This window comes from Microvirgula curvata, assembly GCF_054781615.1.
In genome coordinates, this window is the sequence record NZ_BAAGUB010000035.1 from 292,644 (window position 1) to 308,351 (window position 15,708).

The 15,708-nt window shown below is 62.7% G+C and carries 12 protein-coding genes; 9 read left to right on the forward strand and 3 right to left on the reverse strand.

Annotation, left to right across the window (positions count from 1 at the left end; genetic code table 11):
* Window positions 1–1,536, reverse strand: coding sequence for a 4-hydroxy-3-polyprenylbenzoate decarboxylase (gene ubiD / locus ACYVG8_RS16320; RefSeq protein ID WP_107888767.1), 1,536 nt, complete (start codon window positions 1,534–1,536; stop codon window positions 1–3).
* 301 nt (window positions 1,537–1,837) lie between these two features.
* On the opposite strand from ubiD, the gene ACYVG8_RS16325 reads away from it, so the two are divergent.
* The 8 genes from ACYVG8_RS16325 (at window position 1,838) to ACYVG8_RS16360 (ending at window position 10,996) form a co-directional block, all read left to right on the forward strand.
* Window positions 1,838–2,482 (forward strand): OmpW/AlkL family protein, encoded by a 645-nt coding sequence (locus ACYVG8_RS16325; protein WP_028497950.1) that lies wholly within the window; start codon window positions 1,838–1,840, stop codon window positions 2,480–2,482.
* A 283-nt stretch (window positions 2,483–2,765) separates the two neighbouring features.
* Complete coding sequence (locus ACYVG8_RS16330; RefSeq protein ID WP_460746303.1) at window positions 2,766–3,827, forward strand: PLP-dependent cysteine synthase family protein; 1,062 nt, start codon at window positions 2,766–2,768, stop codon at window positions 3,825–3,827.
* A 162-nt stretch (window positions 3,828–3,989) separates the two neighbouring features.
* Entirely contained in the window at window positions 3,990–5,261 is a 1,272-nt protein-coding gene (locus ACYVG8_RS16335) for a Fic family protein (RefSeq protein WP_460746304.1), read from the forward strand.
* A 190-nt stretch (window positions 5,262–5,451) separates the two neighbouring features.
* The gene (locus tag ACYVG8_RS16340) at window positions 5,452–6,543 is read left to right on the forward strand and encodes an ABC transporter ATP-binding protein (RefSeq protein WP_036385064.1); all 1,092 of its coding nucleotides are present in this window, start codon (window positions 5,452–5,454) and stop codon (window positions 6,541–6,543) included.
* 3 nt (window positions 6,544–6,546) lie between these two features.
* Window positions 6,547–7,476, forward strand: coding sequence for an ABC transporter permease (locus ACYVG8_RS16345; RefSeq protein ID WP_028497946.1), 930 nt, complete (start codon window positions 6,547–6,549; stop codon window positions 7,474–7,476).
* Window positions 7,469–8,248, forward strand: a complete 780-nt coding sequence (locus ACYVG8_RS16350; RefSeq protein WP_051528625.1) for an ABC transporter permease — start codon at window positions 7,469–7,471, stop codon at window positions 8,246–8,248. Before ACYVG8_RS16345 ends, ACYVG8_RS16350 begins: the two co-directional genes overlap by 8 nt.
* 229 nt (window positions 8,249–8,477) lie before the next feature.
* On the forward strand, window positions 8,478–9,545 hold the full coding sequence (locus ACYVG8_RS16355; RefSeq protein WP_028497944.1) for an ABC transporter substrate-binding protein: 1,068 nt from the start codon (window positions 8,478–8,480) through the stop codon (window positions 9,543–9,545).
* Window positions 9,546–9,736: 191 nt separating this feature from the next.
* A complete protein-coding gene (locus ACYVG8_RS16360; protein WP_460746306.1) occupies window positions 9,737–10,996 on the forward strand; it encodes a dicarboxylate/amino acid:cation symporter in 1,260 nt (419 codons plus the stop codon).
* Window positions 10,997–11,006: 10 nt separating this feature from the next.
* Here the strand turns inward: ACYVG8_RS16360 and trpS are convergent, their stop codons facing one another.
* Window positions 11,007–12,014, reverse strand: a complete 1,008-nt coding sequence (trpS, locus tag ACYVG8_RS16365; RefSeq protein WP_460746308.1) for a tryptophan--tRNA ligase — start codon at window positions 12,012–12,014, stop codon at window positions 11,007–11,009.
* Window positions 12,015–12,204: 190 nt separating this feature from the next.
* Window positions 12,205–13,029: a posphoenolpyruvate synthetase regulatory kinase/phosphorylase PpsR gene (gene ppsR, locus ACYVG8_RS16370; protein WP_028497941.1), complete on the reverse strand. Its 825-nt coding sequence runs from the start codon at window positions 13,027–13,029 to the stop codon at window positions 12,205–12,207.
* Window positions 13,030–13,262: 233 nt separating this feature from the next.
* Here ppsR and ppsA point away from each other — a divergent pair, with 233 nt between their 5' ends.
* A complete protein-coding gene (gene ppsA / locus ACYVG8_RS16375) occupies window positions 13,263–15,653 on the forward strand; it encodes a phosphoenolpyruvate synthase (RefSeq protein ID WP_028497940.1) in 2,391 nt (796 codons plus the stop codon).
* The last annotated feature ends 55 nt before the right edge of the window (window positions 15,654–15,708 follow it).

The window sequence follows — 15,708 nt, forward strand, 5'->3', positions numbered from 1 at the left end:
TCAGAGGCCGAGGTCGCGCCACATGGCGTCGACCCGTGCCTTGACCGCCGCATCCATGACGATCGGCGTGCCCCATTCGCGCGCGGTTTCGCCCGGCCACTTGTTGGTCGCGTCCAGTCCCATCTTGCCCCCCAGGCCGGAAACCGGGCTGGCGAAGTCCAGATAGTCGATTGGCGTATTGTCGACCAGCACCGTGTCGCGGACCGGGTCCATGCGGGTGGTGATGGCCCAGATCACTTCTTTCCAGTCGCGGGTGTTCACGTCGTCGTCGACCACGACAATGAACTTGGTGTACATGAACTGGCGCAGGAAGCTCCAGCAGCCCATCATCACCCGCTTGGCATGGCCGGCATACTGCTTGTTGATCGACACCACCGCCATCCGGTAGCTGCAGCCTTCCGGCGGCAGGTAGAAGTCGACGATTTCCGGGAACTGCTTCTGCAGGATCGGCACGAACACTTCGTTCAGCGCCACGCCGAGCACGGCCGGCTCGTCGATCGGCTTGCCGGTATAGGTACTGTGGTACAGCGCGTTCTCGCGTCGGGTGATACGGTCGACGGTAAAGACCGGGAACCAGTCCTGCTCGTTGTAGTAACCGGTATGGTCGCCGTACGGGCCTTCCAGCGCATGCAGATAGCCGTCGATTTCCTTGACCGGAATGCCGTGCTCGCTGACACCGGCATGGCCGGGTTCGGCCGGGGTCAGCGCGCCTTCCAGCACCAGCTCGGCATAGGCCGGTACCGACAGGTCATTGCCGATGCAAGTGGTCAGCTCGGTGCGTGCGCCGCGCAGCAGGCCGGCGAACTGGTATTCCGACAGCGTGTCCGGCACCGGCGTGACCGCACCGAGGATGGTTGCCGGATCACAGCCAAGCACGACCGAGACCGGATACGGCTGGCCCGGATTCACCCGGCGCCAGTCGCGGAAATCCAGTGCGCCGCCGCGGTGGGCGAGCCAGCGCATGATCAATTGGTTCCGGCCGATGACCTGCTGGCGGTAGATGCCGAGATTCTGCCGCTTCTTGTGCGGGCCGCGGGTGACGGTCAGGCCCCAGGTCACCAGGGGAGCGACATCGCCGGGCCAGCAGTGCCAGATCGGCAGGCGGCCGAGATCGACGTCGCCGGCTTCTTCCACAATCTGCTGGCAGGGCGCATGGCGGATCTGCTTCGGCGCCATGTCGAGCACCTTCCGGTACAGCGGGAACTTGTCCCACGCATCGCGCAGCCCCTTCGGCGGCTCCGGCTCCTTCAGCATCGCCAGCAGTTTGCCGATCTCGCGCAGCGCCAGCACATTGTCCGCGCCCATGCCCAGCGCCACCCGCTGCGGCGTGCCGAACAGGTTGCCGAGCACCGGGAAGTCGTAGCGCCGGCCGTCATGTTCAGGGTGTTCGAACAGCAGCGCCGGCCCGGCAGCTTTCAGCGTGCGGTCGCAGATTTCGGTCATTTCCAGTCGCGGAGAGACCGGGTGGCTGATGCGCCTGAGTTCGCCGCGCTGTTCCAGCGTGGTGATGAAGTCGCGCAGATCTCGGTATTGCATGCCGAACCTTATGGGAATGGTGTCATTTCGGAATGCGCGGGAGGCTAGGCGCTCGGGTGCGGGTGTGTCAATTCACGCCGTGCCGCTGCCGCCGGCGAAGGCAGAAATCGGCGGCCGGTGCGCCGGAAAACAGAATTGTATTTGACTGGGATCAGAACAATCGCAGATCAGGACCATGATGTGCGCATGGGATGTTTCCGTTTTGAAAACCATGGGGTAGATTGCGCGAATATTAAGAAAAAAGCCGTTTTGCGACGGCACGACACTTCTTTTTTTGCAGACTTATCCTGGAGATAAAGCCATGAAAAAACTGGCGATTGCGCTTTTGGTGGGGGCGGCGTTCGCGCCGGTGGTGGCGATGGCCGATGCGGGCGACATCATTGCCCGTTTCCGTGCGATCAATGTGAACCCGGACGTCAGCACCTCCGGGTTGCTGAGCAACCCGCTTGATGCCGATGTCAAGGACGCAACCGTCCCGGAACTCGACTTCACCTACATGATCACCAACAACATCGGCGCCGAACTGATCCTGGGTACGTCGCGTCACAAGGTTTCGGCCAACCGTACCGCCCTTGGTGGTGGTAGCGGCGATATCGGCAAGGTCAGCGTGCTGCCGCCGACCCTGACCCTGCAATGGCACTTCATGCCGCAACACGATGTGTTCCGTCCGTACGTGGGCGCCGGTGTGAACTACACCCGCTTCTACAATGTCGGCCTGAACACCGAAGTGGGCCGCGTTGACGTGGACCGCAACAGCTGGGGTGGTGCACTGCAAGTTGGTGCCGACTTCCCGATCGCCAAGAATGTGTTCATCAACGTCGACGTGAAGAAGCTGTGGATCAGCACCGACGTGCGTGGCACCAGCGGCGCGATCAATGGCGTCAAGCTCGGCACCCTGGACATCAACCCGTGGGTGTTCGGTCTCGGCGTTGGCATGAAGTTCTGATTCAACGGCGGTGCCGGCGACAGGGCAGGGACGGTGGGCTGCCGGACCTGTTCGCAATGCTCGCCGAACACCGCCCTGGGCCGGCCTTGCGCCGGTCCGTCAACCGAATATTCGGTTCCTCTCGTGTTGTCCTTTCCGGCGCATTCCTGCGCCGTTTTTTATGGCTGACCGCCAGCGGCCGGCGGCCGGCACGACGTCGGACAAACGGCGTGCATTCATTACTACCAATTGCGTTGACGGGTATTAGAATAGCGTTTTTTGAAATATAAGAGAACGCTGAATCATGAACGCCTGGGTCAATGCCGCGCTGTCGAAGATCGAAGCGGATTTCAACCGTTCGTCCGATACGCACCTGATTCCGCTCGCCATTCCGGCGCTGCCGGGCATCCACCTGTATTTCAAGGACGAGTCGACCCACCCGACCGGCAGCCTGAAGCACCGGCTGGCGCGCTCACTGTTCCTGTACGGGCTGTGCAATGGCTGGGTGCGCGAAGGTACGACCATCATCGAGGCGTCGAGCGGTTCGACGGCAGTTTCCGAGGCGTATTTCGCCCGGCTGCTCGGCCTGCCGTTCATTGCCGTGATGCCGCGCGGCACCTCGCCGGAGAAAGTGCGGGCGATCGAGTTTCAGGGGGGGCGCTGCCATCTGGTCGACGATCCGAAGTCGATCTACGCCGTCTCGCGCCAGCTGGCACAGGAACTGAACGGCCACTACATGGACCAGTTCACCTATGCCGAACGCGCTACTGACTGGCGCGGCAACAACAATATCGCCGACACCATCTTCCATCAGATGGCGCTGGAGCCGCACCCGGTGCCGGACTGGATCGTCTGTGGCGCCGGTACCGGTGGCACCTCGGCGACCTTTGGCCGCTATGTGCGCTACCAGAAGTGTTCGACGCAGATCTGTGTGGTCGACCCGGAAAATTCGGTGTTCTACGACAGCTACTACACCGGCGACGACCACCTGACCTGCGAAGGCGGCTCTGGGGTGGAGGGGATTGGCCGGCCGCGCGTCGAGCCATCGTTCATTCCCGAAGTCGTCGACCGGGTGATCCAGGTGCGCAATGCGGCCAGCTACGGTGCCATCCATTTTCTCGAGTCGGTGCTCGGGCGCAAATGCGGCGGGTCGACCGGCACCAACCTGTTCGGCGTCTGCGAACTGGCGGCCGGGATGCACCGCAACGGACGTGAAGGCGCGATCGTGACGCTGATCTGCGACTCCGGCGAACGCTATCTGGACAGCTATTTCAATCCGGACTGGCTGGCCGCGCAGGGGATCGACATTGCGCCGTGGGTCGAGCGCTATCAGCGCTTCTTTACCACCGGCGAGTGGGACGGCTGAGCCACCGGACCGGCCGGGCAGCGTCATGTCGCCGCCCGGCACTTTTCCTGTTGCGGCAATCTGCGCTCAATTTTCGCTCAGGTTTGCAGCAATTTTTTGTTTTTCATGCTTTCTGGTTTAGGATGGGGGTCGCGCCGGTTTTGCATCATTTTCGAGTGAATAATGGCCAAGGTCCATCTCCGTAACACGATCCTCGGTCTGCTGCACCAGTTGGCGTCGGCAGGCCATCCCGATGTCACGCCCCGGGAAATCGTTTTCCAGGTCGGCGCATCCGCCGCGACGGTTCGCCGCTATCTCGACCGCCTGGTCGACGAGGGCCTGGTCGAACGGCACGGGCGGACTGCGGCGACCCGCTACCGCCTGCCGGCATCGCCCGGTGCGCGCGCTCCGGTCGCCTTCCAGCGGCGCTTTATCGACGACTACCAGCCTAACCAGACCTTCCTGCTGCCGGAAAGCCTGGCCGGCACCCTGTACGACGAGGCGAGACTGACGGGGCGGCAGCCGGCCGGCACCTATGCCAGCGCCGTGCTCGGTCCGCTGCTGACCGATCTGTCCTGCTCGTCATCCCGGCTCGATGGCGGTCGGCACACGCTGCCGGCCACGGAGGCGCTGTTCCGGGCGGTCCGGCCCGACGTGCTGGATCGCGACACGATCATGCTGCTCAACCACAAGGCGGCCATCGAGTTCCTGGTCGACAGCGTCCCGCGCTACGGCATGACCACGCTGGTGGTGCGCAATCTGCACGCGGTACTGATGCAGGGGCTGCTGGCCGACGAGGACGGGCTCGGCACGATTCGCGAGAAAGTGATCTGCATCGGCGATAGCGTGTACATTCCGTCGCATGCGCCGCTGCTGCTCGGCGAGATGTTCGAGCAGATCCTGGAAAAGGCGCGGCGTACCCGCAACCCGGTGGAAGCCGCCTTTTTCCTCTGGGTGTCGCTGGCCTATCTGCTGCCGTTCGAGGATGGCAACGAGCGTACCAGCCGGCTGGCCGCCAATATCCCGCTGATGCTGTGCAACTGTGCGCCGCAGGCGTTTCTGGACGTGGCCCCGCATGACTACGCGCAGGCGATGGTGGCGATCCGCGAGCAGCAGGACCCGTCCGCCGCTGGCGAGCTGTTCACCCGCAGTTATCGTCGTTCGATTCGCAAGTATGCGGCCCTGATGGCTGCCATCGGCCAGCCGGACCCGTTCCGGGCCGGGTACCGCGAGCAGGCCGGCGAGGTCGTGCGCAGGGTGGTGCGCGACCGCGTTGCGCTGTCGCAGGCGGTGGACGAGGTGGCGGTGCCGGCGCAGGACCGTGCGGCGTTCGAGCGGATGGCGCGTGCGGACCTGGAGCGGCTGGGCGAGCACAACTGTGCACTGTACCGGCTGACCATGCGCCAGGCCGGTGGCTGGATCGAGGCGGGCCGGCCGCTGTACGAAAAGGGCTGAGCACGCCGTGCATTTCCGGCCTGCGATTCGTGCTCTGGCGTCGTCCGGCAGGGTGTCGCGGCAGGAAAAATGTGCGAATCCATGGGGTAATGGGAAAATAAAGTGTAAATCAATGGAATTGCAATAAATTTGCGGTTTCATCCGCGGGGGTTTTTGCCTACAATTTCGACCTTTTTGGGCGGGGGAAAACATGGCTCTGCTTGAGATCCGCAACGTCGTCAAACGGTTTGGCGACTTTACTGCAGTCAATGGCGTCAGCATCTCGGTGGAAGCGGGCGAATTCTTCACGCTGCTGGGTCCGTCGGGATGTGGCAAGACCACCTTGCTGAGGATGCTCGCGGGCTTTGAACAACCCGATGCCGGGCAGATCCTGCTCGACGGCCAGGATGTGTCGACCGTGCCGCCGGAAAAGCGCCCGGTGCATACCGTGTTCCAGAGTTATGCGCTGTTTCCGCACATGACGGTGCGCGACAACATCGCCTTTCCGCTCAAGATGGCCAAGTGGCCGGCCGACAAGCTGCAGGCCCAGGTCGACGAACTGCTGGAGGACGTGCGCCTGACCCAGTTTGGCGCCCGTTTCCCGCACGAGCTGTCCGGTGGCCAGCGTCAGCGCGTGGCGATCGCCCGTGCCCTGGTCGACCGTCCGCGCCTGCTGCTGCTCGACGAGCCGCTGTCCGCACTGGACGCCAAGCTGCGCGAGCAGATGCAGATCGAACTGATCGACCTGCAGAAGGAAGTCGGCGTGACCTTCGTCTACGTGACCCACGATCAGGGCGAGGCGCTGGCGCTGTCGCACCGGATCGCGGTGATGAACGCCGGCAAGGTCGAACAGCTCGACATCCCGGAAACCATCTATTCGTACCCGAACAACCGCTTCGTGGCCGACTTTATCGGTCAGTGCAACGTGCTGGCCAGCGAGATCGTCGCCCTGCACGGTGATGGCACCATGACCATCGCCATCAACGGCTGCGGGGAAATGAAGGCCCTGGCCCGCGACGGTCTGACCGTTGGCCAGAAGGGCTGGTTCTCGATGCGCCCGGAAAAGATCAAGCTCGACCGCGAACTGCCGGGCGGCGTCGATGGCGAAGCGCACTTCAAGGGCCGCGTGCATGACTGCCTGTATCTTGGCGACGTGACCATCTACATCGTCGAGGTCGGGGATGGCGTGAAGATCGAGGCCATGCTGCCGAACTCGGCACCCGGCCTGGCCAAACTGTTTGATGACGACGATCCGGTCGAGATCACCTGGCGTTACGACGCCGGCAGCTTCCTGGCGGAGTAAGCAATGAACTGGGTTAAAAGGAATCTGGGCAAGTGGCTGCTCAGCTGGCCGCCGCTCGTCTATCTGGTCGTGTTCTTCCTGGTCCCGTCGGTGATCATGGCGCTGGCGGCATTCCGCTGGCCGGGCGACTACGGCGGGCTGTATCCGCTGTGGAGCACGGACGACGCCGGTGTGACCACCGTGCTGATCAACCGCGACAACTGGCACGACTTCTTCACGCTGGACAACTTCAGCCGGCTGTTCGAGGAACCGCTGTATCTGGAGCTGTTCCTGAAATCGGCGCTGTACGCTGCCGTGACCACCGTGGCATGCGTGGTGATCGGTTATCCGCTGTCGTGGCTGATCGCCCGCAGTTCGAAGAAATACCGCGACCTGCTGCTGCTGCTGGTGATCCTGCCGTTCTGGTCGAATTTCCTGATCCGCATCTATGCGTGGATGATCATCCTTGGCCCGTCGTCGGCGTTCACCAAGGCGATCAATGCCGTGCTGGCAGTATTCGGCGCCGGACCGGTGTCGCTGCTGTTCACGCCGTTCGCGGTGATCCTCTGCCTGGTCTACGTGCACCTGCCGTTCATGGTGCTGCCGCTGTACGCGAATCTGGAAAAGCACGACATGGCGCTGCTCGATGCGGCGCAGGATCTGGGGGCGTCGGCCTGGCAGCGCTTCTGGCGCATCACCTGGCCGCTGAGCCTGCCCGGCGTGTATGCCGGCGGGGCGCTGGTGTTCATTCCGGCGCTCGGCATGTTTGCCATTCCGGACATCATTGGCGGTACCGAAGGCATCATGATCGGCAACCTGATCAAGCAGCAGTTCCTGGAAACGCGTGACTGGCCATTCGGTTCGGTGCTGTCGATCATGCTGACGGTCGGCGTGCTGGTCATCGCCGGGCTGGGCATGGCGGTGGCGCGCGGAGGAAAGAAGAAACATGGCTAGAAAGCAATCGCTATGGCTGTGGGGCGCGGCGTTCGCGGCCTACCTGTTCCTGTACCTGCCACTGGTGATCGTGGTCGTGTATTCGTTCAACGACTCCAAGCTCAATGCGGAGTGGGTCGGCTTCACTACCAAGTGGTACGTGATGCTGCTCGAGGACGCGGCCATGCTGAAGGCGGCCGGCAACTCGCTGATGATCGGTCTGGTGTCGAGCTTCTTCGCCACCATTTTCGGCACGCTGGCCGGCATCGCCATGCATCGCTTCAGGTTGCGGCTGCTGCCGTTCCTGGTGCTGACGCCGATTGCGATTCCCGAGCTGCTGACTGGCGTGTCGCTGCTGATCTTCTTCGTGCTGATCAACATGACACTGGGCCTGGTGTCGATCATCATTGCCCACGTGGCGTTCAGCATCGGCTTTGTCGCCATCGTGGTGCGGGCGCGGATGCAGGGCATGGATGACAGCCTGGTCGAAGCCGCACGCGACCTCGGCGCGTCGCCGTGGCAGGCGTTCCGGCTGATCACGCTGCCGCAGATCCTGCCCGGCATCATCGCCGGTGCGCTGATGGCGTTCACGCTGTCGATCGACGACTTCGTCATCACCTTCTTTGTAGCCGGGGTCGGTGCCTCGACGCTGCCGCTGCAGATCTACTCGATGATCAAGATTGCCGTGACGCCGGAAGTGAACGCGATCAGCACGCTGCTGATGCTGCTGACGCTGGCGCTGATTGCAATCGCGACCAAACTGTCTCCGTCGGCCATGAAGACCAACGCCTGACGGATGACGATTCGGCCCCGCTGCGGGCCGGTGCAGTACACGGGGTGGCCAGACAGGACACCCCGTTTTCAAGGGCCGCTACAAACGCGAGCGTCGGGAAACCGGTGATCGTCACAACAAGCCGCTTCGCCCCTGACGGGCGCGGGGTGAAAAAGGCCCGCTGTCGCCCCGTGCGGCGGCCACGACGCCGCGCGGTTTTCCTTCCACCCAATGCAAGGGGGAAATGTACATGTGGAAAAAATTGGTGATGGCCGCGTCGCTCGCGGCAAGCTCGACTGCTTTTGCCGCGAACGAACTGCATCTCTACAACTGGAACAACTACCTGTCCGATGCGACGGCGAAGCGTTTCGAGGCGTCGTGCAAGTGCAAGCTGGTGCAGGACTACTACGGCGACAATGAAGAAATGCTCGCCAAGCTCGCCGCCGGCGCCAAGGGCTACGACCTGGTCGTGCCGACCGGCTTCGCGGTGCAGACGCTGATCGGCAAGGGAGCGGCGCAACCGCTCGACCGTGCGCAGATCAGCAACTTCAAGAACCTGAACCCGGGTTATCTGGGCGGCTTCTTCGATCCGAAGAACCAGTACTCGATCCCGTACGCAGTGACGACCACGGTGCTCGGCTACAACGAAACCGCGCTGAAGAAGGCCGGCGTGGCCGACAAGGTCAACAGCTGGGCGCTGATTTTCGATCCGGCGGTGCTGGCGAAGATCAAGGGCAAGGTCATCGTGCTCGATTCGCAGCGCGAACTGATGGCTGCTGCGCTGATGTATCTCGGCAAGTCGGCCAACTCGGCCGATCCGAAGGACTGGGCCGCTGCCCGCAACGTGATCCTGAAGGCGAAGCCGTACTGGGCCGCGTTCAACAACCAGAGTTATATCAAGGAACTGACGGTCGGCAACATGTGGGTCGCGCTCGGCTACTCGAACGACCTGTACCAGGCGGAACAGGATGCGCTGAAGGCCCGGCGCCCGTTCAAGATCGGCTTCGGTCTGCAGAAGGAAGGCAACACGATGTCGATCGACAATTTCGTGGTGCTGAAGGACGCGCCGCGCAAGGACCTGGCGTACAAGTTCATCAACTTCATGCTGGAAGGCAAGAACGGCGCCGAGCTGTCGAACGAGATGGGCACCGGTTCGCCGAACCAGGCAGCGATGGCCTATGTGAAGAAGGACCTGGCAAAAACCGCGGCCATCTTCCCGGACAAGGCATCGCTGGGGCGCCTGCAGCAGCTGAAGGACCTGAACACCAAGCAGCGTCGCGACCTGAACCGCATGTGGTCGGAGATCAAGCTGAAGTAGGACCGGTCAGCCGGGCGGGTTCGACCCGCTCCTGCACACAAGGGAGGCTTCGGCCTCCTTTTTTGTATTGATTCGGTGCAAATTCGTTAAAAAATGCGCGAATGCAATAAATTAAACTGTTGTTGTTTGACTTGGCGATGTTTTTGACCAAAGAATTACCGGTTGTTCGCAATTGATACTTCCGGAGGCAGATGGTCGCGCGTATCCCCTTTCCGCTGCAGATGTGGCACAAGATCCTGATCGGGCTGCTGCTGGGCGTTCTGGCCGGCCTGGCGCTGGGCGAGTCGGCCCGGCTGTTGCAGCCGGTCGGCACGATATTCATCACCCTGATCCGCATGGTGGTGATGCCGGTCATTTTCGTCTCGCTGGTTTGTGGCGTGACGGCGATGAAGAATGTGCGCCAGATGGGGCGCGTGGCCGGCAAGACCCTGTTCCTGTACATGCTGACCATGGCGTTCGCTGCCAGCAGTTCAATGCTGCTGGCCGATCTGCTCAATATCGGCGCCGGGCTGAACTACAGCCTCGGCAGCACGGCCGGCAGCGTACCGACGCCGCCGTCGATGCTCGACACGATGCTGAACCTGTTTCTGGCCAACCCGTTCAAGTCCTTCGTCGACGGCAATGTGCTGCAGGTGATCGTGTTTGCGCTGTTCTTCGGCATGGCGATCAACCTGTCCGGCGAGGCGGGGGAGCCGGTCCGGCGCCTGTTCGATTCGCTGAACCAGGTCGTGTTCCGGCTGATCAGCATGGTGCTCGCGTTTGCGCCCTACGGCGTCTTCGCGCTGATGGCCTATGTGACCGCGGACAACGGCTTTGCCGTCATCGAACAACTGGCGGCCCTGGTCGGCTCGATCTGGCTGTCCTGCCTGTTGCTGCTGACGGTGTGCTACAGCCTGCTGCTGATGCTGGCCGGACTGCGGCCCTGGCCGTTCCTGAAGAAAATGCTGCCGGTGCAGCTGTTCGCCTTCTCGACCACCAGTTCGAACGCGACCCTGCCGCTGGCGCTGGACACGGCGGAAAGGCGGCTCGGCGTCCACAACAGCATTGCGTCCTTCGTGCTGCCGCTGGGGGCGACCATCAACATGAACGGGCTGGCGACCTATCTGGGGGCGGTGGCGATTTTTGCCGCCAATGCCTACGGGATCGAGTTGAGTCTGATGCAGAAGGTGACCGTGGTGCTGACCACCACCTTGTCGGCCATCGGTGCGGCCGGCGTGCCCGGCACCGGGCTGGTGGTGATGAGCATGGTTCTGGGCTCGGTGGGGCTGCCGCTGGAAGTCATCGCCGCCATTGCGGCCGTCGACCGCATCATCGACATGGCCAATACCCCGACCAATGTTTCCGGCGATACCCTGGCCGCGGTGCTGGTCGCCCGCAGCGAGGGTGAACTGGATCTGGCGGTGTATGACAGCCCGACCGGCGCCGTGGCGCCGGTCACTGCAAAGGGCTGAAAGCGCTGGCTCAGAAGTAGTTGAGTCCCATGGCGCGCTTGACGTCGCCCAGCGTCTGCGCGGCGGCCTCGCGGGCGCGGGCGGTGCCGTCCTTGAGGATGGCCATCACCTGGGCCGGGTCGCGCGCATAGTCTTCGCGGCGGGTGCGGATCGGTTCCAGCAGTGCCTGCAGGCGGGCTTCGAGCTGTTTCTTGATCACCATGTCGCCCAGGCCGCCGCGACGGTAGCGTGCCTTCAGGTCCTCGACCATGGCCGTGTCCGGTTCGAACGCGTCCAGATAGGTGAACACCACATTGCCCTCGACCTGGCCCGGGTCTTCGACCCGCAGGTGATTGGGGTCGGTGTACATCATCTTCACTGCCTGGCGGATCGCATCCGGGCTGGCACCGAGCGGCAGTGCATTGCCGAGCGACTTGCTCATCTTGGCCTTGCCGTCGAAGCCGGGCAGGCGGCCGACCCTGGGCACCACGGCCTTGCACTCGACCAGGATTTCCTGGCCGACACTGGCATTGAAGCGGCGCACGATTTCATTGGTCTGCTCGATCATCGGGATCTGGTCCTCGCCGACCGGCACCACGGTGGCCCTGAACGCCGTAATGTCTGCGGCCTGTGCCGCCGGGTAGGTGAGGAAACCGGCCGGGATGTCGCGCTCGAAGCCGCGCAGGCGGATCTCGTCCTTGATGGTCGGATTGCGTTCCAGACGGGCGACGGTCACCAGATTCAGGTAGTACGACGCGAGCTCCGACAGCTCGGGCACCAGGCTCTGGATGAAGATCGTGCTTTTGGCAGGGTCGATGCCGACGGCGAGGTAATCGAGCGCGACCTGCAGCACGTTGTCGCGCACTTTCAGGTAGTTGCCCATGTTGTCGGTCAGCGCCTGCGCGTCGGCCAGCAGCAGGAACTGGCGATGGCTGTCCTGCAGCGCGACGCGGTTGACCAGTGAGCCGATGTAGTGGCCGAGGTGCAGCGGGCCGGTGGTCCGGTCACCGGTCAGGACGATGGGGCGGGAATCTGTCATGGGCTTGCTCCGGGTAGAAAGGGGGAGCCGCCGCGAGAGGGGAAAAAAACAATGCCGCCTTTCGCGGCGGCATGGTTTTTGATGCACGAAAACGCACGCCGCTGTCAGGGACGGCGCCACCAATGGAACGTGCGTTGCAATGCGGTAGTCATGGCCGCATCGTCGCGCCCGCCGCCCGGCTTGTCAACCGTCAGAAACGACGGGAGATGCCGGTCTTGTGCAGAATGGTGCTGGCGATCTCCTCGATCGACTTGTGCGTGGTACTGATGAACGGCACGCCGTGGTGGCGGAACATCGACTCGGCTTCGTTGACTTCGCGCCGGCAGTTGTCGATCGACGCATAGCGGCTGTCAGGCCGGCGTTCGCTGCGGATGTGGTGCAGGCGCTGCGGATCGATGGTCAGGCCGAAAATCTTCTGCTTGAACGGCAGCAGGATGCGCGGCAGCGTCGGGCTGTCCAGGTCTTCCGGCGTCAGCGGGTAGTTGGCGGCCTTGACGCCGTACTGCAGCGCCAGATACAGGCAGGTCGGGGTCTTGCCCGAACGCGACACGCCGACCAGGATCACGTCGGCCTCGTCGAGGTCCTTGAGCTTGACGCCGTCGTCGTGGTTCAGCGAGAAATTCACTGCCTCGATGCGGTGGTCGTACTGCTCGTTGTCGACGATGCCGTGGCTCTTGCCGACCGTCTGCGTGGCCTTGTGACCCAGCTCGGTTTCCAGCAGACCGATGAACGAGTCGAAGAAATCGATGACCAGCGCGCTGTCCTCGACGTGCAGCGAACTGCGCACCTTGGCATTGACCACCGAGATGAACACGATCGGCTGGTGCTGGTCGCTCTCCGCCCGTGCGCAGATATGGCGGGCGACTTCTTCGGCTTTTTCTATCGTGTCGATGAACGGTATGGTCTCGCGCTTGAACTCCAGCATGTCGAACTGGGTCAGCAGGGCATTGCCCAGGGACTCCGCGGTGATACCGGTCCGGTCGGAGATGAAGAAGGCGGAACGACGGTGCGGCATGGAAACAATCTCCGTGTGGCGATGGTCGGGAGTATAACGAACGCCGTGCGCCGCGAAACGCTAGCGATGCATGTTGCCGGCGGCGGTCAGAACGTCGTCATTGTGCTGGGCCGGACTGTACGCCTGTCGCCGCGAACGTGCTGCGCTGCGGCAGAGCAATATTTTTTTTGTCATCTTTCGGCTAGAATCCGGCCTTTACCGATTCCCACCCCTCCCAACAGGAATTTTCAGTAATGGCAGAGAATTACGTTGTCTGGTTCGACAAGCTGCGCATGACCGACGTCGAACACGTTGGCGGCAAGAACGCGTCGCTTGGCGAGATGATCAGCCAACTGGCGGAGTCCGGCGTGCGTGTCCCCGGTGGTTTTGCGACGACCGCACAGGCCTATCGCGATTTCCTCGCCCATAACGGCCTGTCCGATCGCATCAATGAGACGCTGGCCAAACTGGATGTGGATGATGTGACCGAGCTCGCCCGCGTTGGCAAGCAGATCCGTCAGCTCATCGTCGACACCCCGTTCCCTGCCAAGCTGGAAGACGAGATCCGGGCCGCCTACGAAAAGATGCTGGCAGATGCCGGCAGCGACATCTCGGTCGCTGTCCGCTCGTCGGCGACTGCCGAGGATTTGCCTGACGCTTCGTTTGCCGGTCAGCAGGAAACCTTCCTCAACATCCGTGGCTTCGAACACGTGATGGACGCCATCAAGCATGTGTTCGCGTCGCTGTACAACGACCGCGCCATCTCGTATCGCGTCCACAAGGGCTTTGCCCACGACGTGGTCGCGCTGTCGGCCGGCATTCAGCGCATGGTCCGTTCGGACTGTGGCGCCGCCGGCGTGATGTTCACCATCGACACCGAATCGGGCTTTGAGGACGTCGTGTTCGTCACGTCGTCGTACGGCCTGGGCGAAACCGTGGTGCAGGGCGCCGTGAACCCGGACGAGTTCTACGTGCACAAGCCGACGCTGCGCGCCGGCCGCCCGGCCATCCTGCGCAAGAACCGCGGCTCCAAGCTGATCAAGATGGAATTCACCGATGCGTCGCAGGCCGGCCGCTCGGTGCGCACCATTGATGTCGATCCGGCACAGAGTGCGGTGTTCTCGCTGGAAGATGCCGAGATCGAAGAACTCGCCCGTTACGCGCTGATCATCGAGAAACACTACGGTCGTCCGATGGACATCGAGTGGGGCCGTGACGGCATCGACGGCAAGCTGTACATCCTGCAGGCCCGTCCGGAAACGGTGAAGTCGCAGGAAGGCCGTGTCGATACGCTGCGCCGCTATCGCCTGAAGAACAAGAGCACCGTGCTGGTCGAAGGCCGCGCCATTGGCCAGAAGGTCGGCCAGGGTGTGGTGCGTCTGGTGCGCGATGCGTCCGAAATGGACAGCGTCAAGGCCGGCGACGTGCTGGTGACCGACATGACCGACCCGGACTGGGAACCGGTCATGAAGCGCGCCGCCGCCATCGTCACCAACCGTGGCGGCCGTACCTGCCACGCGGCGATCATCGCCCGCGAACTCGGCATACCGGCCGTGGTCGGCTGCGGCGACGCCACCAGCGTGCTGAAGGAAGGCATGAAGGTGACGGTCAGCTGCGCCGAGGGCGACACCGGCAACATCTATGACGGCCTGCTCGACATCGAAATCATCGATCTGGCACTGGATTCGATGCCGAAGAGCCCGGTCAAGATCATGATGAACGTCGGCAACCCGGAACTGGCGTTTGATTTCGCCCAGCTGCCGAACGATGGCGTTGGTCTGGCACGGATGGAATTCATCATCAACCGCCAGATCGGCATCCACCCGAAGGCGCTGCTCGAATTCGACAGCCTGCCGGCTGACCTGAAGGCGACCATCACCGATCGCATCGGCGGTTACGCCGGCCCGGTCGACTTCTATGTCGACAAGATCGCCGAAGGCATCGCCACCATCGCTGCCGCGTTCTACCCGAAGAAGGTGATCGTGCGCATGTCCGACTTCAAGTCGAACGAGTACGCGAACCTGATCGGCGGCAGCCGCTACGAACCGCATGAAGAAAACCCGATGCTGGGCTTCCGCGGTGCCGCACGCTACGTCGCTCCGGAATTCCGCGACTGCTTCGAGCTGGAATGCCGTGCGATCCGCAAGGTGCGCGACGTGATGGGCCTGACCAACGTCGAAGTCATGATCCCGTTCGTTCGCACGCTGAATGAAGCGTCGACCGTGGTCGACATCATGAAGGGCTTCGGCCTTGAGCGTGGCAAGAACGACCTGCGCCTGATCATGATGTGCGAACTGCCGACCAATGCCGTGCTGGCCGAACAGTTCCTCGAGCATTTCGACGGCTTCTCGATCGGCTCGAACGACATGACCCAGCTGACGCTGGGCGTGGACCGCGACTCCGGTGGCCCGATTGCGTCGACCTTTGACGAACGCGACCCGGCAGTGAAGGCCATGCTGTCGATGGCGATCCGCACCTGCAACAAGCTGGACAAGTATGTCGGCATCTGCGGTCAGGGCCCGTCCGATCACCCGGATCTGGCCAAGTGGCTGATGGATGAAGGCATCCAGACCATCTCGCTGAACCCGGATACCGTGGTCGAAACCTGGCTGTACCTGGCCAGGGAAGCCGCCGCCGGCAAGTAAGGCGGCAGGGCAGTACAGAGAAAGCCTCCGACCGGAGGCTTTCTTCGTTTCAGAC

Excerpts from the sequence above, each read along its gene's own strand:
- ubiD (WP_107888767.1), bottom strand. The coding sequence starts at position 1,536 with ATGCAATACCGAGATCTGCGCGACTTCATCACCACGCTGGAACAGCGC.
- ACYVG8_RS16325 (WP_028497950.1), top strand. The coding sequence starts at position 1,838 with ATGAAAAAACTGGCGATTGCGCTTTTGGTGGGGGCGGCGTTCGCGCCG.
- ACYVG8_RS16330 (WP_460746303.1), top strand. The coding sequence starts at position 2,766 with ATGAACGCCTGGGTCAATGCCGCGCTGTCGAAGATCGAAGCGGATTTC.
- ACYVG8_RS16335 (WP_460746304.1), top strand. The coding sequence starts at position 3,990 with ATGGCCAAGGTCCATCTCCGTAACACGATCCTCGGTCTGCTGCACCAG.
- ACYVG8_RS16340 (WP_036385064.1), top strand. The coding sequence starts at position 5,452 with ATGGCTCTGCTTGAGATCCGCAACGTCGTCAAACGGTTTGGCGACTTT.
- ACYVG8_RS16345 (WP_028497946.1), top strand. The coding sequence starts at position 6,547 with ATGAACTGGGTTAAAAGGAATCTGGGCAAGTGGCTGCTCAGCTGGCCG.
- ACYVG8_RS16350 (WP_051528625.1), top strand. The coding sequence starts at position 7,469 with ATGGCTAGAAAGCAATCGCTATGGCTGTGGGGCGCGGCGTTCGCGGCC.
- ACYVG8_RS16355 (WP_028497944.1), top strand. The coding sequence starts at position 8,478 with ATGTGGAAAAAATTGGTGATGGCCGCGTCGCTCGCGGCAAGCTCGACT.
- ACYVG8_RS16360 (WP_460746306.1), top strand. The coding sequence starts at position 9,737 with ATGGTCGCGCGTATCCCCTTTCCGCTGCAGATGTGGCACAAGATCCTG.
- trpS (WP_460746308.1), bottom strand. The coding sequence starts at position 12,014 with ATGACAGATTCCCGCCCCATCGTCCTGACCGGTGACCGGACCACCGGC.
- ppsR (WP_028497941.1), bottom strand. The coding sequence starts at position 13,029 with ATGCCGCACCGTCGTTCCGCCTTCTTCATCTCCGACCGGACCGGTATC.
- ppsA (WP_028497940.1), top strand. The coding sequence starts at position 13,263 with ATGGCAGAGAATTACGTTGTCTGGTTCGACAAGCTGCGCATGACCGAC.